This is a genomic window from Nocardia sp. NPDC004068, from assembly GCF_042874315.1.
In the GTDB taxonomy this organism is placed as follows: Bacteria; Actinomycetota; Actinomycetes; order Mycobacteriales; family Mycobacteriaceae; genus Nocardia.
Genome location: NZ_JBIAMW010000004.1, coordinates 409769 through 426566, shown reverse-complemented (window position 1 = coordinate 426566; position 16798 = coordinate 409769). Strand labels below are relative to the sequence as shown.

Genomic DNA, 16798 nt, shown 5'->3' with positions numbered 1-16798 from the left:
TTCCTTACTTGGCCGTCGCGGTGGAAGTGGAGGCCAGCTCGGCCGCTTTATCTGCGCCTTCGTCCATTGTCTGCGCCAGCGTCACCAGCGGGTGGTTGGCGTCGGCGAGAATCTTGCGGCCCTCCTCGACGCGGTTGCCGTCGAGCCGGACCACCAGCGGCTTGTTGGCCTCGTCGCCCAGGATCTCCAGGGCCTTCACGATGCCGTTGGCCACGGCGTCACACGCGGTGATACCGCCGAACACGTTCACGAACACACTCTTGACCTGCGCGTCGTTCAGGATGACGTCCAGACCGTTGGCCATCACCTCGGCCGACGCGCCGCCGCCGATGTCCAGGAAGTTGGCGGGCTTGACGCCGTTGTGGTTCTCGCCCGCGTAGGCGACGACGTCCAGGGTCGACATGACCAGGCCCGCGCCGTTGCCGATGATGCCGACCTCGCCGTCGAGCTTGACGTAGTTGAGGTCGTTCTCCTTGGCCTTGAGCTCCAGCGGATCGGTGGCGTCGCGGTCCGCGAACTCGGCGTGATCGGGGTGCCGGAACGAGGCGTTCTCGTCCAGGGTGACCTTGCCGTCGAGGGCCAGGATCTCGTTGTCGGGGGTGCGGACCAGCGGGTTGACCTCGACCAGGGTGGCGTCCTCGTTGACGAAGACCTCCCACAGCTTCTGGATGGTCACCGCGGCGGCGTCCAGCACGTCGGCGGGCAGATGGCCCTGCTCGGCGATGGACCGCGCGAACGCCAGATCCACGCCCTCGACCGCGTCGACGGGAACCTTGGCCAGCCGGTCCGGCTTGGTGGCGGCGACCTCTTCGATCTCCATGCCGCCCTCGACCGAGCACATGGCCAGGTAGGTGCGGTTGGCGCGATCGAGCAGGAAGGAGATGTAGTACTCCTCGGCGATGTCCTTCGCTTCGGCGACCAGGATCTTCTTGGTGATGTGGCCCTTGATGTCCAGGCCCAGGATGTTGGACGCGTGCGTGAAGGCGTCCTCCGGGGTCGCGGCGTACTTGACGCCACCGGCCTTGCCGCGGCCACCGACCTTGACCTGCGACTTGATCATCACAGGCTTACCGATTTCGGTCGCGATCGCACGGGCGTCCTCGGCCGAGTCCGTGACCCGGCCTTCCGACGAAGGCACTCCGTGCTTCACGAAGAGCTCCTTCGCCTGATATTCGAAGAGATCCATGTACTCACCGTCTCGTCTGCGTTGTTGTGACAACGACTTTGTTGGTGGCCCGTCGTCGGAGGGGGCTCGGGTCGGACTCTAACCAGTCACAGTGAGGCGAAATCAGCCGCATACAGCCTAAGTGGCGCAGGTCACGACCCCGCATCCGGTCGACAAAACCCCTGGCCAAGCCTACTCGCGAGTAGCTTCCGGGCGAGCGGCGAGCGAGCGGGCGCGCGAGTATTTTCGGGGGGAATCGCCGACGGCGATGGGTCGTGGATTACCCGGCAGCACAGATCCGTATTCCGCGCTGTTACCGTGATCAATCTCACATGTTTGGACAGAACGGCCGCAGCGCTTGCCCGGTTGCAATCGTTTCGTTACCGTCGATGCGGTCGATGTCACAACACGGTCACGACCTCGAGGTCGGGGACTAAGGAGGGACGGCAGGCTTGTTGCAGCACAGCGCTCCGCAGGTGGCGAGCCGCTCATCTCTGTCGTCGATTGCCCCGTCGTCCATTCGTTCCCCGCGCGAACCGGAACATCAGCGATGAGCAGCAGTCCTTTCCAGCACAGTCATCGCGCGCAGTCGGCCGGACGTTATCGGCCGGAGAGCGATACCTTCGGCACCCATCCGTACTTCGGCGACGCGGGCTCCTTCGGCGGATACGCTCCGCCGCAACCCGATCCGGCCGACGCGTGGCGGCAGTCCGACGCCCGCGACTGGAACGACGTGGACACCGGCCAGTGGGATCCGGTCGAGAACTCCTGGGACGCGGGCGAGACCGACGACCAGTGGGACGCCTGGGATTCCCACGACGCGGACGACGACCACGACGACCACCCCGACGAGGGCCGCCCGTTCACCCTGGCCCGGCTGAAAGACGCCTGGCCGCAACGGGATTCGCGCCCCGAGCGGTCCACCCCCCGGCGCTCCGGCGCCCATCGCATGCCCGCTCCCCCGGCCGCTCTCAAGGGTCGCGCGGCCGTCGTGGCCGTCGCCGCGGGCGCGGTCGTCGCCGCCGGACAGGCCGGAATGGCCTCGGGCGAGAAGCAGCACACCGCGACCGCCGACTATGAGGCCGCCGGGCAGGTGCACGAGATCGCCGCCCAGGCCGTCAGCACCGACGCCCCGGGCACCTCGGCCTCCCCCCAGATCCTCAACGCGGCCCCGGTCGCGGACCTGAGCCAGTTCCAGGACATCCTGGCCCACGGCCAGCAGTACGCCGCCGAACTCGCCGCCCAGGAGGCCGCCAAGCTGCGGCCGCTGTTCTCCAAATTCGCCAACGGCACGTTCACCTCGGGCTTCGGCAGCCGGTGGGGCGTGCAGCATCTCGGCGTCGACATCGCCGCCCCCATCGGCACCCCGATCTACGCCGTCGAGGACGGCACGGTCATCGACGCCGGGCCCGCCTCCGGCTTCGGCATGTGGGTACGGCTGCGCCACGACGACGGCACCATCACCGTCTACGGCCACGTCGACACCACCACGGTCTCCGTCGGCCAACGCGTCATGGCGGGCGACCAGATCGCCACCGTCGGCAACCGCGGCTTCTCCACCGGCCCCCACTGCCACTTCGAGGTCTGGCTCAACGGCAGCGACAAGATCGACCCCCTCCCCTGGCTCGCCTCCCGCGGCATCTCCCTGGGCCCCGAACGGGACTGACCCCGCACTCGGTCGAGCACCCGAACGGGACCGAATCGGCAACGCGCCCAAGCCATTCCCCAGCGAGGCCGAGTCGCCGCGCGCCTAGGCGATACACCCCAGCGAGGCTGAACCCCACGCGCCCAGGCGATACGCCTCAGCCGGGACTGAACCTCACGCGCTCGGACCACACCCCAGCGGGCCGAATCCGCCGCGCTCAGGCGAATCGGGTCCCGGCACGGACGCGTCCCGGGACCCGAGGCTCCTACAGCTTCACCAGCGTCCGGCTGTACTGGGGGATCAGGCGGATCTTTCCGGCTGTGCCGAAGTCGATGGTCACCGTGGCGAGGGAACCGAAGCCCTCGGCCGCGATCACCCGGCCCAGGCCGTACTTGTCGTCGCTGACCCGGTCGCCCACGGCCAATACGAGATCCGTGTTGTTGCGCTTGCCCGCGCCGCCCGGGGCCGGGCGGCGGGGGCCGCGGTCGCCGCGCAGGCCGGGGCGCTGATCGGACCAGCCGTCGCCGCGGGTCCAGTCGCGCTCGAGGCCCTCGTCCTCGCCTCGGCGCCGGAAGCCGCGCGCCTGCGGGGAATTCGCGGGTTCGAGCCGCTGCCAATCCACCAGGTGGCCCGGAATCTCTTGCAGGAAGCGCGATTCCGGGTTCGACACCGGCTGCCCCCAGCCGGAGCGGACCACCGCGCGGGTGAGATACAGCCGCCGCCGGGCCCGGGTGATGCCCACGTAGGCGAGGCGGCGCTCCTCGGCCAGTTCGGCCGGGTCGCCGAGCGCGCGCATGTGCGGGAACTGCCCGTCCTCCCAGCCGGTCACGAACACCACCGGGAACTCCAGGCCCTTGGCGGTGTGCAGGGTCATCAGCGTCACCACGCCCGCGCCCTCGTCGGGGATCTGATCGGTGTCGGCCACCAGCGACACCCGCTCCAGGAACGCCGCCAGTGACCCCGGCTCCGGCTCGCCCTCGCCGACCTCGGGCACCAGTCCCTCGGCGCGCGCGGCCTCCACGTTGTTGCGCGCCTCGGAGCTGAATTCCCGTGCGACGCTGACCAATTCGTTGAGGTTGTCCAGTCGCGCCCCGTCCTGCGGATCGTCGGAGGACTCCAGCTCCAGCCGGTAGCCGGTCTTGTCCAGCACGGCGTCGACCACCGAACCCACGTCCGGGAACTCCAGATCCTCCTGCACGCCCGCCGCGCGGATCTCGTCGAGCAGGTCCAGGAAGCCCGAGATCGCCCGTTGCGCACGGGTGTTCAGCAACGCGACCTTGCCGTCCGCGGCCTCCCGCAGGGCCTGGGCGAAACCGACGCCGCGCTGTTCGGCGTGCACGGCCACGCACGCCTCGGCCCGGTCGCCGATGCCGCGGCGCGGGGTGTTGAGGATGCGGCGCAGGCTCACCGCGTCGTCCGGATTCTCCAGCACGCGCAGGTAGGCCACGATGTCGCGGACCTCCTTGCGCTCGTAGAACCGCACCCCGCCGACCACTTTGTACGGCAGCCCCATTCGGATGAAGATCTCCTCCAGCGCGCGGGAGTTGTTGTTGGTGCGGTAGAACACCGCCACATCGCCGTAGTTGTAGTCGCCCTGGTCGACCAGCCGGTCGATCTCGCGGGCCACGAACGACGCCTCGTCGTGCTCGTTGTCGGCGACGTAGCCGACGATCAGATCGCCCTCGCCCGCGTCGGTCCACAGCTTCTTCTCCCGGCGGCCCTCGTTGCGCGAGATGAGCGCGTTGGCCGCGGACAGGATGTGCTGGGTGGAGCGGTAATTCTGTTCCAGCAGAATGATTTCCGCGTCCGGGAAGTCGCGCTCGAACTCCTCGATATTGCGGATGGTCGCCCCGCGGAAGGCGTAGATGGACTGGTCGGCGTCGCCCACCACGCACAGCTCGCTCGGCGGCACCGCCTCGCGCCCGGCCGGGGTGAACTCCGGATCGGCCGCGGCCGCGCCCGCGTCGGTGTCGTCGAGGGCCGCGTGGTGGCCCACCAGCTCGCGCACGAGCACGTACTGCGCGTGGTTGGTGTCCTGGTACTCGTCGACCAGAACGTGCCGGAAGCGGCGGCGGTAGTACTCGGCGACCTGGGGGTGGTTCTGCAACAGCGCGACCGTCTCGCCGATCAGATCGTCGAAGTCCAGGGCGTTGGCCGCGCGCAGCCGCCGCTGGTACTCGGTGTAGACCTGCGCGACGATGCGGGGCAGTTCGGACTCGTCGGATTCCGCGTCCGCCGTGGCGGTTTCGGGATCGATGAGCTCGTTCTTGAGATTGGAGATGGCGGTGGCGAGCAGGCGCGGCGAGTACTTCTTGGCGTCCAGATCCAGATCGCGGCCGACCATGGCCAGCAGGCGACGGGAGTCGTCGGCGTCGTAGATGGAGAAGTTGGAGTTCAGGCCGGGCAGCAGGGCGGCCTGGGTGCGCAGGATGCGCACGCAGCTGGAGTGGAAGGTCGACACCCACATGGCGGCCGCGCGCGGGCCGACCAGACCGGCGACGCGCTCGCGCATCTCGGCCGCGGCCTTGTTGGTGAACGTGATGGCCAGGATCTGCCCGGGGGTGACCCCGCGCGCGTCCAGCAGGTAGGCGATGCGGCGGGTCAGCACGGCCGTCTTGCCCGAGCCCGCGCCCGCCACGATCAGCAGCGGGGAACCCGTGTGCAGGACCGCGGCCCGCTGCTGCGGGTTGAGCCCCGCCAGCAGGCGCTCGGCCGCGCTCTCGCCGTCCCGGTCGTCTCGCCCCTTGTCGCGCGCGCGTGCGCCGCGTGCCCTGTCAGCCACCGTGGTATCCATCGCCCATCAACGCTACCGGCGGGCACCGACACGGATGTAGTCCCGGCTCGTTCTCAGCCGCCTCTCAACTGAAAATGTTTTGCTTCGTTTGGACCCCGTGGCAGACTGGCCACATGACCAGCGCTCACGCGACCTCTGCAATCGGGGCGGTTACTGGCAATCTTGATCACCGATCGTGCACCTGAGTGCACAATCGTCGGGGGACAATGAAAGGCCCACCGGGTCTGATTCACGGTGAAAGAACCGATCGGTAACGGGTCGGGGCCGCCTGCCGATCGAGTTTCTGACACGAGGAGAGAAAGTATGAGCACCTCTACGACCGCGACCGGGTCGGATTCCGCGCTGCCCAGCAGCGAGGCGGAGATCGACAAGCTCCGCAAGGAAATCGACCGGCTCGACGCAGAGATCCTCGCCGCCATCAAGCGGCGCACCGAGATTTCCCGCATGATCGGCCGCACCCGCATGGCCAACGGCGGCCCCCGCCTGGTTCACTCCCGCGAGATGAAGGTGCTGGAGCGCTTCAGCGAACTGGGCCAGGAGGGCCACACGCTGGCCATGCTGCTGCTGCGGCTGGGCCGCGGCCGACTCGGTCACTGACCGACCCACAGACCACGCGGCGTTCATCGAGCGACGCGACCTCGAGGCCGCCCCGGGTGTTCCGACCCCGGGGCGGCCCCTTTTCGTCTCACTGGAGGGCGATGTACTTCGTGGACAGGTACTCCTCGATGCCCTCGAAGCCGCCCTCGCGGCCGAACCCGGACTCCTTGACCCCGCCGAAGGGCGCGGCCGGATCGGAGATCACGCCGCGATTGACGCCGACCATGCCGCTCTCGAGTCCCTCCGCGACGCGCAGGGCGCGGTTCAGGTCGCGGGTGTAAATGTATGCGACCAAACCGAATTCGGTGTCGTTGGCGGCGGCCAGGCCCTCCTCCTCGGTGTCGAATCCGACGATGGGAGCGACCGGGCCGAACACCTCCTCGCGCAGGATGCGCGCGTCGGTGGGCACGTCGGTGAGGATGGTCGCGGGGTAGAAGTACCCGGGCCCGCCCTCGGCCTTGCCGCCGAGGCGCGCGGTGGCGCCCTTGCCGACGGCGTCGTCGACGAGTTCGGTGACCGTGGTGAGCTGTTCGTCGTTGATCAGCGGGCCGAGCGTCGTCTCCGGATCCGCCCCCGCGCCCAGCCGCACCTTGCGCATAGCCGCGGCGAACTTCTCGGTGAACTCCGCGCGGACCGCGTTGTGCACGTGGAAGCGGTTGGCCGCGGTGCACGCCTCGCCGCCGTTGCGCAGTTTGGCCAGCATCGCGCCCTCGACGGCCGCGTCGATGTCGGCGTCGTCGAACACCACGAACGGCGCGTTGCCGCCGAGTTCCATCGAGGTGCGCAGCAGTTTGTTCGCCGACTTCTCCACCAGCTTCTTGCCGACCGCGGTCGAACCGGTGAAGGTGAGCTTGCGCAGCCGCGAATCGTCGAGCAGCGGTTCGGTCACCGCCGAGGACCGGCTGCTGGTGATCACCGACAGCACGCCGTCGGGCAGTCCGGCCTCGGAACACAGCTTCGCCAGGTAGAGCATGGTCAACGGCGTGGCCGAGGCGGGTTTGACGATCATCGTGCAGCCCGCGGCCAGGGCCGGGCCGATCTTGCGAGTTCCCATGGCCAGCGGGAAGTTCCACGGCGTGATGGCCAGGCACGGCCCGACCGGCTGCTTGTGCACCACGATGCGCCCGGTGCCGGTGGGCGCGGTCTGATAGCGGCCGTGCACGCGCACGGCCTCCTCGGAGAACCAGCGGAAGAACTCGGCCCCGTAGCGCACCTCGTTGCGGCTCTCCGACAGCGCCTTGCCCATCTCGAGGGTCATCAGCAGCGCGAACTCCTCGGTGCGCGCGACGATGGCCTCGTAGACCGCGCGCAGGATCTCCCCGCGTTCGCGGGCGGGCGTGGCGGCCCACTGCTGCTGCACCGCCACGGCCGCGTCCAGGGCGCGCACGGCGTCCTCGGGCGTGGCGTCGGCGACGTGGGTGAGCGGTTCGCCGGTGGCCGGATTCTCGACCGGGAAGGTGGCGCCGCCGGTGGCGGCCACCGGCCCGCCGATCCAGAGCTGCGTGGGAACGGATGCGAGGAGTTCGGTTTCGGACACCATGAATCCAGCCTAGGCCGGACCGCGGCGCGCGGGTGGCTGCACACGAGCGCCGCCCACGGTAATCTCGGCACACGTGAGCAGCGACATCACCGCGACGGCGGCCTGGCGGAAACTGCACGATCATCATTCGGCCGTGGCCGAGCGCCATCTGCGCGATCTGTTCGCCGACGATCCCGACCGCGGCCGCGAGCTGACCCTGCGGGTGGCGGATCTGCACATCGACTACAGCAAGCACCGCGTCACTCGCGAAACCCTCGATCTGCTGGTGCAATTGGCGGAGGCGGCCGATGTCGCGGGCCGCCGGGACGCCATGTTCGCGGGCGCGCACATCAACACCTCCGAGGACCGCGCGGTCGGCCATGTCGCGCTGCGCCTGCCACCGGGCGAGTCGATGACCATCGACGGCGCGGACGCGGGCGCCGAGGTGCACGAGGTGCTGCGCCGGATGGGCGAGTTCACCGACGCGCTGCGGTCCGGCGAGTGGCGGGGCGCGACCGGCGAGCGCATCCACACGGTGGTCAATATCGGCATCGGCGGGTCGGATCTGGGCCCGGTCATGGTGCATCAGGCGTTGCGGCACTACGCCGACGCGGGCGTCGCGGCGCGGTTCGTGTCCAATATCGACCCCGCGGATCTGATCGCGAAACTCGACGGCCTCAATCCCGCGACCACGCTGTTCATCGTTGCGTCCAAGACGTTTTCGACGCTGGAGACGCTCACCAACGCGACCGCCGCGCGGCGCTGGCTGACCGCCGCGCTCGGTGAGGACGCGGTCGCCAAGCATTTCGTCGCGGTGTCCACCAATGCCGAGCGGGTGTCGGAGTTCGGCATCGACACCGCGAACATGTTCGGCTTCTGGGACTGGGTCGGCGGCCGCTATTCGGTGGATTCGGCGATCGGCCTGTCGGTGATGGCAACCATCGGCAAGGAGCGGTTCGCGGAGTTCCTGGCCGGGATGCACGCCGTCGACGAGCACTTCCGCACCGCGCCGCTGGCCGCGAACGCGCCGGTGCTGCTGGGGCTGCTCGGCGTCTGGTACTCGAACTTCTTCGGCGCGGAATCCCGTGTGGTGCTGCCGTATTCGAACGATCTGGCGCGTTTCCCCGCGTACCTGCAGCAGTTGACGATGGAGTCCAACGGCAAGTCGGTGCGCGCGGACGGCACCCCGGTGACCACCTCGACGGGCGAGATCTTCTGGGGTGAGCCCGGCACCAACGGCCAGCACGCCTTCTATCAGCTGCTGCACCAGGGCACCCGGCTGATCCCCGCCGATTTCATCGGATTCGCCCGTCCCACCGACGATCTCGCGACCCGCGACGGCACGGGCAGCATGCACGACGTACTGATGAGCAATCTGTTCGCGCAGACCAAGGTGCTCGCCTTCGGCAAGTCCGCCGAGGAGATCGCCGCCGAGGGCACCGCGCCGGAGTTGGTGCCGCACAAGGTGATGCCCGGAAACCGCCCCAGCACAACGATTCTCGCCCCGCTGCTCACCCCCTCGGTGGTGGGCCAGCTGATCGCGCTGTACGAACATCAGGTGTTCGTGGAGGGCACGATCTGGGGCATCGACAGCTTCGATCAGTGGGGCGTGGAGCTGGGCAAACAACAGGCCCTGGAGCTGGAGCCGCTGCTCACCTCCATCGAAGACCCCGCCCCCCAATCGGATTCGTCCACCGACGCCCTCATCCGCTGGTACCGCGCGAACCGCTGACCGCGCCGGCCAGCAGATCGCTGAGCGCCTCGTCCAGCGTCGGGTAGCGGAAGCGGAAACCGGTGCGGGGCAAGATCTCCGAGGTGGTATGGCGGCCGGTGAGCCCCAGCGCGGGATCGGAGCGCAACAGCACCGCGCCGAGTCGCAGCACTCCGACCGGCGTCGGCGGCGCGGGTGGGCGACGCAGGTGGCGGCGCAGGGCCGCCATGAGTTCCCGGTTGCGGACGGGGTGGTCGGTCGCGGCGACGAGGATTCCGTCGGGGAGGCGCACCTCGGGTTCCAGTCCGAGGGCGGCGCGGACGAGGGTGAGCCAGTCCGCGAGGTGGATCCAGCTGAACCACTGGTCGCCCCGGCCGATCCGGCCGCCCAGCCCGGCCCTCGTGAGCTGGACGAGGCGTTTCAGCGCGGGCGCATCGGGGTCCAGGACGATCGAGGTGCGCAGCACGATCCGGTGCGTCGCGTTCGCCCCCTCCGACGCCCGCTCCCAGGGCTCGGCGACCCCCGTCATCTGCGGCAAGCCGACGGGCAGCGGAGTCGTTTCGGTGCAGCGGGTTTCGCCCGCGTCGGACCAGATGGCCGTCGTGCTCGCCTGGACCCAGCGCTCGACGGGCCGGTCCAGGGTGCGGGACGCGGCCACCAGGGCGGCCGTGGGATCGACTCGGCTGGACCGCAATTCGGCGATATTCCGTTCGGTGGGCCGGCAGTCGACGAGCTTGCCCGCGAGATTCACCACCGCCACCGGGCCGGGTCCGCGCAAGGTCTGCACCCAGTCCCCGAGCCCACGCCCGTCCCAGACCACTTGCGCGAAGGGCAGATTCGGATCCACCCGCCGCGTCAGGATGGTGACCGCGTGCCCCCGGCAGGTCAGATCCGCCGCGATATTGCGTCCCAGCGCCCCGGCGCCGCCCGCGATGACGACCCGCAGGGCCCCCTCGTCCGGCTCGATCCCCGCCCGCCGCTCCCGCGGCATCGCCAGAAACTCCCGGTACGTCGTTGTACTCGTCATACCTCGATACAACCCCCGCCCCGCCCCGACGGGAAGCGTGTGCTTGCTCACCGGTACGGCCCGGAGGGCCCTACACGAACGCCCGCTCCAGGATCGCGTCCGTATCCACACCCACCGGCAGCGTGCCGAAGGCGATGCCCCAGTCGCCGCCGAAACGGCTGGCGCAGAAGGCGTCCGCGACGGCGGCGTGGCCGTGACGGACCAGTTGAGCGCCCTGGAGCACCAGCGCCATCAGCTCGACCACCCGCCGGGCGCGGTATTCGATATCGGTGAGATCGGTGAGTTCCTTGCCGATCCGGTCGATGGCGTCGTCGAGGTGGTGGTTGGCGCCGCGGGCGAGGGAGACCTCGGTGAAGTACGCCTCGACAGTCTCGGGCTGACGGCCCATGGCGCGCAGGGCGTCCAGGGCCGCGACATTGCCCGAACCCTCCCAGATCGACATGAGCGGGGCCTCCCGATACAACCGGGGCATTCCCGACTCCTCGACATACCCGTTGCCGCCGAAGCATTCCAGCGCCTCGGCCGCGTGCATCGGCGCCCGCTTGCACACCCAGTACTTGGTGACGGCCAGGGCGATGCGGCGCAGCGCGGCCTCCGCGGGATCGGTCGAGGCGCGGTCGGTCGCCCCGGCCAGGCGCATCATGACCGTGGTCGCCGCCTCGGATTCGAGCACCAGATCGGCGAGGACATTGCGCATGCCGGGCTGATCGATCAGCGCCGCCCCGAACGCCTTGCGATGCCGCGCGTGGTGCACGGCGTGGACCACCCCGGCCCGCATTCCGGTGGCCGATCCGATGACGCAGTCCAGGCGGGTCATATTGACCATCTCGATGATGGTCTTCACCCCCGCGCCCTCCGCGCCGACCAGCCAGCCCACCGCGTCCTCGTACTCGATCTCCGAGGAGGCGTTGGACTTGTTGCCCAGCTTGTCCTTGAGCCGTTGCAGCCGAAGGGAATTGCGCGTGCCGTCCGGCAGCACCCGCGGCAGCAGGAAGCACGACAGCCCGCCCGGGGCCTGCGCGAGGGTGAGGAACATGTCCGACATGGGCGCGGAGGTGAACCACTTGTGGCCCACGATCCGGTAGCTGCCGTCGGGGCGCGGGGTGGCCGTGGTGGTGTTGGCCCGCACGTCGGACCCGCCCTGCTTCTCGGTCATCGACATGCCCGCGATGAGCCCGGCCTTGGTCGAGGGCTCGCGCAGGCCGTAATCGTAGACGCGCGAGGCCAACAGCGGTTCGAACCGCTGCGACAACTCGCGGTTGTGCCGCAGCGCCGGAATCACCGCGTAGGTCATGGAGATCGGGCACATGTGGCCCGCGTCGGCGAAGCCCCAGGTGTAGAACTTGGCGGCGCGGGCGACGTGCGCGCCGGGACGGTCGTCGACCCAGGGCGAACCGTGCAGACCGTGCGCCACCGCGACTTCCATCAGCCGATGCCAGTGCGGATGGAACTCCACCTCGTCCACCCGATGCCCGTACCGGTCGTGGGTGCGCAGCACCGGCGGGTACTCGTTGGTCAGCCGCCCCCACTCCTGCGCCTCGAAACCGCCTGCGAGCGCGCCCAATTCGCGCACCTCCGGTTCGGCCCACCCCGCGCCCTCGCGGTGCAGGCCCTCGAGCAGCGCCGGATTGCGGGAGAAGTCGAACGGGACCAGCGGCGGAACCTGATTGAACACTTCGTGGGTGGGCATGCGGAGCTCCTATTCGTGCAGTCCCAGGGCGCGCAGCGCGAAGGCGACCAGTTCGGGGACCAGCGCCTCGCTCTGCAACGCCTCGGCGAGCGGTCCGACCAGGACCTCACCGATGGCGCCCACCAGGGCTGTGGCGCTGATCCGGGGATCCTGCGGGGGTAGTTCACCGGCGGCGACACCGGCGGCCACCGCGGATTCGAAGGTTTCGGCGAAGGCGCGCCGGAACCGTAGCCGCTCCGCGTCGACGGCCGCGTCCACGGGCTCGGCCAGCAGCACGTACGCCAGCTTCGGATTCTTCAGCGCGCGTCCGGCGAAGGTCTCCACCGCGGCGGTGACCCGCTCGACCGCGCCGCCCTCGGCCCCGGCCGCGGCGACCGCCGCCACCTCACCGGTGACGACGTCGCGGAACACGGCCGTGACCAATTCGGCCTTGCCGCTGAAGTTCTTGTAGACCGTGCCGGTGGCCACCCCGGCCTCGGCGGCGACCGCGGCCATGGACAACCCCGAAAACCCCTCGCGCGAGAGCACCTTGCGGGCGGCGTGCGTGATCACACCCGCCTGGGCGTCGAGCCGGGCCTGGACGGCCGGGGTTCTGCGGTAGGCCACGCAAGAAGTGAAGCACGAATTCATTTCTTGACGCAAGGGTGGGTTTACGTCGTATGGTCGAGCCCACGCAGGGTCCTGCCGATCAGGTCCGAAGGGGACGCAGTCATGAGCGTACGAATCGAGCGCACCGGCCCGGTGTGCACCGTCATCCTCGACCGGCCCGAGGCGCGCAATGCCGTCGACGGCCCGACCGCGGCGGCCCTGGCCGACGCGTTCCGCGAATTCGACGCCGATCCCGGGGCGGCGGTGGCGGTGCTGTGGGGCGCGGGCGGCACCTTCTGCGCGGGCGCGGACCTGAAATCCCTTGGGACGCAACGCTCCAACCAGGTGACCGCGGACGGCGACGGCCCGATGGGACCGACCCGGATGCGGCTGTCCAAGCCGGTCGTCGCGGCCGTGTCGGGGTACGCGGTGGCGGGCGGGCTGGAGTTGGCGCTCTGGTGCGATCTGCGGGTCGCCGAGCAGGACGCCACCTTCGGCGTGTTCTGCCGCCGCTGGGGCGTGCCGCTCATCGACGGCGGCACGGTGCGGCTGCCGCGGATCGTCGGGGCCGGCCGGGCCATGGACATGATCCTCACCGGCCGCGCGGTCGGCGCGCCCGAGGCGTTGCAGATGGGCCTGGTGAACCGGGTGGTGCCGCCGGGCGAATCCCGTTCTGCCGCAGAGGCGTTGGCCGCAGAGCTGGCGGCCCTGCCGCAGACCTGCCTGCGCTCGGATCGGCTGTCGGCGCTCGAGCAGTGGGGCCTGGACGAGGACGCCGCGATCGGCAACGAACTGCGCCACGGCATGACCGCGCTCGCCGACGCCGACGGCGCCCTGGCGGGTGCGCAACGCTTCGCCTCGGGCGCGGGCCGCCACGGCAGCCGGGCCTGAGCCCGCGCGGGTGCTCGTTCGCACACCCCTGGCGTGCCGTCACCGAGAACGCGCTGACAATCGCCCGCGAAAGGGGCCGCCGCGCCGATGATGGCACGATGACGGCATGGCGAATCGGCTGACCGTCGTCGACGAGATCTTCCTGCGTACCCACCGCGGCATGGGCACGCCGATCGCGCTGCAAGGTTTGTGGCGGACCGCCGACCGGGTGCATCCGGAGTTGTTGCGGCAGTTGCATTCCGCGCTGCGGGTGGGACCGCTGGGGCGGCGGGTGGTGCGGCCGAGCGTGCCGGGCGCGCGACGGTACTGGCGGGCCAATGATCGCGCGTATCCGCTGGTGATCGCGCCGCGACCGCTGCGCCCGGAGGAGCTGTGGGAGTGGGCGGACGCGCAGGGTTTCGATCTGGATCCGGAGTTCGGGCCGGGTTGGCGGCTGGCGGCGGCGCGGCTGGCGGACAAGGGGTCGCTGATCAGCCTGACGTGTTCGCACGCGCTGGCGGACGGGCGCGGGCTGGTGATCGCGGTCGATCAGGCGTTACGCGGGCGAGGTGGCACGGAAGTTGTTGCGACGCAATCGGATTGGGCGGACGCGCGGCGGCAGTGGGCGACGGTGCTGGGCGGGACCGCGAAGGCGTTGCGGAGCGGAGTTCCGAAGCGGCCGAAGGGTTCTCTTTCGGGCGACGTGCGCCGGGCAATCGGACCGTTGCCGAGCGCGGTGCTCCAGATCCCCGCCGCCGATTGGGAGTTGACGGCCGCCGCCCGGGGCGGCACGCCGAACAGCTTGTTCGTGCAGGTGGTGTCACACATGCTGTGGGACAGCGGTTTTCGATCCCCCGATATCGCGGCCAGCCTGCCCGTCGACACCCGGGCCGAGTCGCGGGTGGACAACGATATGGCGATGACCGAGATCACCGTCACCCGCGCGGACACCACCGCCTCGATTCGCGAGAAGTGCCGGGCCGCATACGAATACCGGATGTCGAGCCCCGGCGGCCTGCCCGAGGAGATCCTCCAGGTGCTGCCGGACCGGCTGGCCTACGCGCTCTCGCGCGGCGCGGGCGAGCGGGACATCCTGTGCTCCAATATCGGCGTGCTGCCCGCGTCGCTGTCCCGGCTGGGGCCGCATCGCTGCACCGGGGTCGCCGCGCGGGCCATCCATCCCGGGCTCACGGTCCTGCCGCGCACCCGGCTGTCGGCGTATCTGTCGCGCACCGCGCACACCTACACGCTGGCGTTGGTGAGCCTCGATCCCGAGCGGATCGACTCGCACGCGGCGCTGCGCGACCTCGCCACCGCCACCCTCACCGCCTTCGACCTGCCGAGCGCGGCATGGTGATCAGGGCCGCTGACCCTCTTCCCGTTTGACCTGCTCGAACATCTCCTCGAGCCGGACCTTGCGCGCGGCCGCGTTGGTGCCGTCGAGCTGACCGGCGAACGCGCGCTCGGCCTCCTCGACGAGCGCGGTGGGAACGTCCGGGTAGGCGCGCAGGATCTCCCAGAGCGCGGCCTCGGTCGTGCTGTCCAGGCCGGTGTCGGTGGACAGGCCGCCGCCGGTGCGGGCCGAGCGCAGTTCCTCGGCGAAGGCGCGGCGCAGCTCCTCTTCCGTGGGGGGATTCAGGCGCACGATATCTCCTCAGTCGTTTCCGGAACCGAATTCTTCCAGCAGGCGATCCAGCTCCGCGTCCTGGTCCCGGGCGTGGGTGCCGTCGAGCTGGGCGGCGAAGACGCGGCGGGCGGCCTCGATCAGATCCGGGGGGACGTCCGGGTGGGCGTCGGCGATGGCCCACAGGGCGTTCTCGGTCTCGTCGTCCAGCCCCGATTCGGAGGTGAGGCCCGCACCCCGCGACACCGAATCCAGCGCCCGCTCGAACTCGCGGCGCAGGTCGTCGTCGGATGGATGGTCCTCGCGCATGGTTTCTCGCTCCTGTTCCGAATCGTCAACGCGCGAAGATGAGTTCGCGACGTTCCGGGTCCGCGCACACGTCCCGGACCAACCGCCCGACATCGAAATCCGCGGGCACGGCCGGGTACCACAGCTCACTCACGGTCTCCCCCGCCACGGTGACCGCGAATCGGGTCCGCCCGCCGCCCGGCCCGCCGTCCCAGACCACCGCCGCGGCGTGATCCTCGAGATCGACCACCCGATCCCCCACACGCAACGCCAGCCCGCCGGGCCCGCGATAGAACACCACCCGCACCCCGTCGAGCTCACCGTACACACCACCGGGCGCCTGCCTCGCCATCGGCGTCGGCTCCAACCGCCCGCTCACCGGATCCAGCTGCAAGTACTCCCCGAATCCGGCATAGGGCTGCACGGTGATCCGAGCCGAGGGCACGGCGGGCGCGGTGGTGAACATGCGGCGGCGCTGCCCGTTCGAGGGTCGTCCCGCCGGGGATGGAGGCGCGAACGGGGGTGCGGGGGTGCCCGGCATCCCGTTCCCCTGCGGCTGCTGCGAATCGTGGCCGCCAGAGGACGCGTCCCAGTTGTTCTGTTGCGTCCCAGTCGAATTCGCCAGCGAACCGCTCCAATCCGGAGCGGGACCGTGCGGCATCCCATTGCCGTGCCCACCGGGAGCGTCCCCCAGCCCGTGCCGATCCGCCCCGGCCGCACCATTCCCGGATGGCCACGAATTCGCCTGCCCGCCAGCACCATCGGACGGCACCTGCGGCAGCCCGTCACCCGGCGTCGAGTACCCGAGCCCCGGCGACCGATCCGCCGATCCCGTCCCCGGCCACTCCGGTGGCTTCGGCAACTGCGGATTGCGCGGCGGCCAGGGGTTTTCCGGCGTTCCCGGCGGAACAGGGGGCCAGGGGTCACCCGGCGTTCCAGGACCACCCGGAGGGGGCGGGTTACCCGGCACACCCGGCGGCACCGGGGGCCAGGGATTGCCCGGCGTCCCAGGAGCACCCGGCGGCACCGGGGGCCAAGGGTTACCAGGAGTCCCCGGAGGCTGGGGTGGCCACGGACCACCCGGGGGTTGGGGCGGCCACGGAATGCCCGGAGGTTCGGGTGGATTCGGCGGCCACGGTGGCACCGGGGGCGCGGGCAGTTCCGGCGGGCGCGGGGGATGCGGCGGGCGCGGAGGTTCCGGCGGGCGCGGAGGCTCGGGCGGACGCGGAGGTTCCGGCGGACGCGGAGGCTCGGGCGGACGCGGAGGCTCGGGCGGACGC

At 70.3% G+C, this 16798-nt stretch carries 15 protein-coding genes; 6 read left to right on the top strand and 9 right to left on the bottom strand.

The features are described from left to right. Positions 1-4: 4 nt before the first annotated feature. A complete protein-coding gene (gene sucC, locus ACFYTQ_RS12550; RefSeq protein ID WP_387359859.1) occupies positions 5-1186 on the bottom strand; it encodes an ADP-forming succinate--CoA ligase subunit beta in 1182 nt (393 codons plus the stop codon). Positions 1187-1715: 529 nt separating this feature from the next. On the opposite strand from sucC, the gene ACFYTQ_RS12545 reads away from it, so the two are divergent. Then, the gene (locus ACFYTQ_RS12545; RefSeq protein WP_387359857.1) at positions 1716-2831 is read left to right on the top strand and encodes a M23 family metallopeptidase; all 1116 of its coding nucleotides are present in this window, start codon (positions 1716-1718) and stop codon (positions 2829-2831) included. Between the two features lie 244 nt (positions 2832-3075). On the opposite strand, the gene pcrA is transcribed toward ACFYTQ_RS12545, so the two are convergent. Next, a complete protein-coding gene (pcrA, locus tag ACFYTQ_RS12540) occupies positions 3076-5604 on the bottom strand; it encodes a DNA helicase PcrA (protein ID WP_387359855.1) in 2529 nt (842 codons plus the stop codon). Positions 5605-5907: 303 nt separating this feature from the next. On the opposite strand from pcrA, the gene ACFYTQ_RS12535 reads away from it, so the two are divergent. Next, positions 5908-6201: a chorismate mutase gene (locus tag ACFYTQ_RS12535; protein WP_387359853.1), complete on the top strand. Its 294-nt coding sequence runs from the start codon at positions 5908-5910 to the stop codon at positions 6199-6201. 88 nt (positions 6202-6289) lie between these two features. Here the strand turns inward: ACFYTQ_RS12535 and ACFYTQ_RS12530 are convergent, their stop codons facing one another. Further along, positions 6290-7741, bottom strand: a complete 1452-nt coding sequence (locus ACFYTQ_RS12530) for an NAD-dependent succinate-semialdehyde dehydrogenase (protein WP_387359851.1) — start codon at positions 7739-7741, stop codon at positions 6290-6292. 73 nt (positions 7742-7814) lie between these two features. On the opposite strand from ACFYTQ_RS12530, the gene pgi reads away from it, so the two are divergent. Continuing rightward, complete coding sequence (pgi, locus tag ACFYTQ_RS12525) at positions 7815-9452, top strand: glucose-6-phosphate isomerase (RefSeq protein WP_387359849.1); 1638 nt, start codon at positions 7815-7817, stop codon at positions 9450-9452. Here the strand turns inward: pgi and ACFYTQ_RS12520 are convergent. From ACFYTQ_RS12520 to ACFYTQ_RS12510, 3 genes are all read right to left on the bottom strand, one after another. Then, on the bottom strand, positions 9424-10458 hold the full coding sequence (locus ACFYTQ_RS12520) for an epimerase (RefSeq protein ID WP_387359847.1): 1035 nt from the start codon (positions 10456-10458) through the stop codon (positions 9424-9426). The two genes, pgi and ACFYTQ_RS12520, sit on opposite strands and share 29 nt — an antisense overlap. Before the next feature lie 70 nt (positions 10459-10528). Further along, positions 10529-12148 carry an acyl-CoA dehydrogenase family protein gene (locus tag ACFYTQ_RS12515; RefSeq protein WP_387359845.1) on the bottom strand — a complete coding sequence of 540 codons (1620 nt, stop codon included), beginning with the start codon at positions 12146-12148 and terminating at the stop codon, positions 10529-10531. Between the two features lie 9 nt (positions 12149-12157). Further along, entirely contained in the window at positions 12158-12754 is a 597-nt protein-coding gene (locus tag ACFYTQ_RS12510) for a TetR/AcrR family transcriptional regulator (protein WP_387359843.1), read from the bottom strand. Between the two features lie 105 nt (positions 12755-12859). On the opposite strand from ACFYTQ_RS12510, the gene ACFYTQ_RS12505 reads away from it, so the two are divergent. Further along, the gene (locus tag ACFYTQ_RS12505) at positions 12860-13627 is read left to right on the top strand and encodes a crotonase/enoyl-CoA hydratase family protein (protein WP_387359841.1); all 768 of its coding nucleotides are present in this window, start codon (positions 12860-12862) and stop codon (positions 13625-13627) included. A gap of 106 nt (positions 13628-13733) precedes the next feature. Further along, the gene (locus ACFYTQ_RS12500) at positions 13734-14963 is read left to right on the top strand and encodes a hypothetical protein (protein WP_387359839.1); all 1230 of its coding nucleotides are present in this window, start codon (positions 13734-13736) and stop codon (positions 14961-14963) included. Here ACFYTQ_RS12500 and ACFYTQ_RS12495 read toward each other — a convergent pair whose 3' ends face one another. Genes ACFYTQ_RS12495 through ACFYTQ_RS12485 form a run of 3 tightly spaced genes read right to left on the bottom strand, consistent with a single transcriptional unit; the run spans position 14964 to position 15984 of the window. After that, the gene (locus tag ACFYTQ_RS12495) at positions 14964-15251 is read right to left on the bottom strand and encodes a hypothetical protein (protein ID WP_387359837.1); all 288 of its coding nucleotides are present in this window, start codon (positions 15249-15251) and stop codon (positions 14964-14966) included. Between the two features lie 9 nt (positions 15252-15260). Next, positions 15261-15539 carry a hypothetical protein gene (locus ACFYTQ_RS12490; protein WP_387359835.1) on the bottom strand — a complete coding sequence of 93 codons (279 nt, stop codon included), beginning with the start codon at positions 15537-15539 and terminating at the stop codon, positions 15261-15263. Between the two features lie 25 nt (positions 15540-15564). Continuing rightward, positions 15565-15984 carry a hypothetical protein gene (locus ACFYTQ_RS12485; RefSeq protein ID WP_387359833.1) on the bottom strand — a complete coding sequence of 140 codons (420 nt, stop codon included), beginning with the start codon at positions 15982-15984 and terminating at the stop codon, positions 15565-15567. 599 nt (positions 15985-16583) lie between these two features. Between ACFYTQ_RS12485 and ACFYTQ_RS12480 the strand changes: the two genes are divergently transcribed. Then, positions 16584-16798, top strand: a 215-nt coding sequence (locus ACFYTQ_RS12480; RefSeq protein WP_387359831.1) for a hypothetical protein, incomplete at its 3' end; no start/stop codon positions are given.

Excerpts from the sequence above, each read along its gene's own strand:
- ACFYTQ_RS12535 (WP_387359853.1), top strand. The coding sequence starts at position 5,908 with ATGAGCACCTCTACGACCGCGACCGGGTCGGATTCCGCGCTGCCCAGC.
- ACFYTQ_RS12490 (WP_387359835.1), bottom strand. The coding sequence starts at position 15,539 with ATGCGCGAGGACCATCCATCCGACGACGACCTGCGCCGCGAGTTCGAG.
- ACFYTQ_RS12530 (WP_387359851.1), bottom strand. The coding sequence starts at position 7,741 with ATGGTGTCCGAAACCGAACTCCTCGCATCCGTTCCCACGCAGCTCTGG.
- ACFYTQ_RS12520 (WP_387359847.1), bottom strand. The coding sequence starts at position 10,458 with ATGACGAGTACAACGACGTACCGGGAGTTTCTGGCGATGCCGCGGGAG.
- ACFYTQ_RS12505 (WP_387359841.1), top strand. The coding sequence starts at position 12,860 with ATGAGCGTACGAATCGAGCGCACCGGCCCGGTGTGCACCGTCATCCTC.
- ACFYTQ_RS12485 (WP_387359833.1), bottom strand. The coding sequence starts at position 15,984 with ATGTTCACCACCGCGCCCGCCGTGCCCTCGGCTCGGATCACCGTGCAG.
- ACFYTQ_RS12515 (WP_387359845.1), bottom strand. The coding sequence starts at position 12,148 with ATGCCCACCCACGAAGTGTTCAATCAGGTTCCGCCGCTGGTCCCGTTC.
- sucC (WP_387359859.1), bottom strand. The coding sequence starts at position 1,186 with ATGGATCTCTTCGAATATCAGGCGAAGGAGCTCTTCGTGAAGCACGGA.
- ACFYTQ_RS12545 (WP_387359857.1), top strand. The coding sequence starts at position 1,716 with ATGAGCAGCAGTCCTTTCCAGCACAGTCATCGCGCGCAGTCGGCCGGA.
- pcrA (WP_387359855.1), bottom strand. The coding sequence starts at position 5,604 with ATGGATACCACGGTGGCTGACAGGGCACGCGGCGCACGCGCGCGCGAC.
- ACFYTQ_RS12500 (WP_387359839.1), top strand. The coding sequence starts at position 13,734 with ATGGCGAATCGGCTGACCGTCGTCGACGAGATCTTCCTGCGTACCCAC.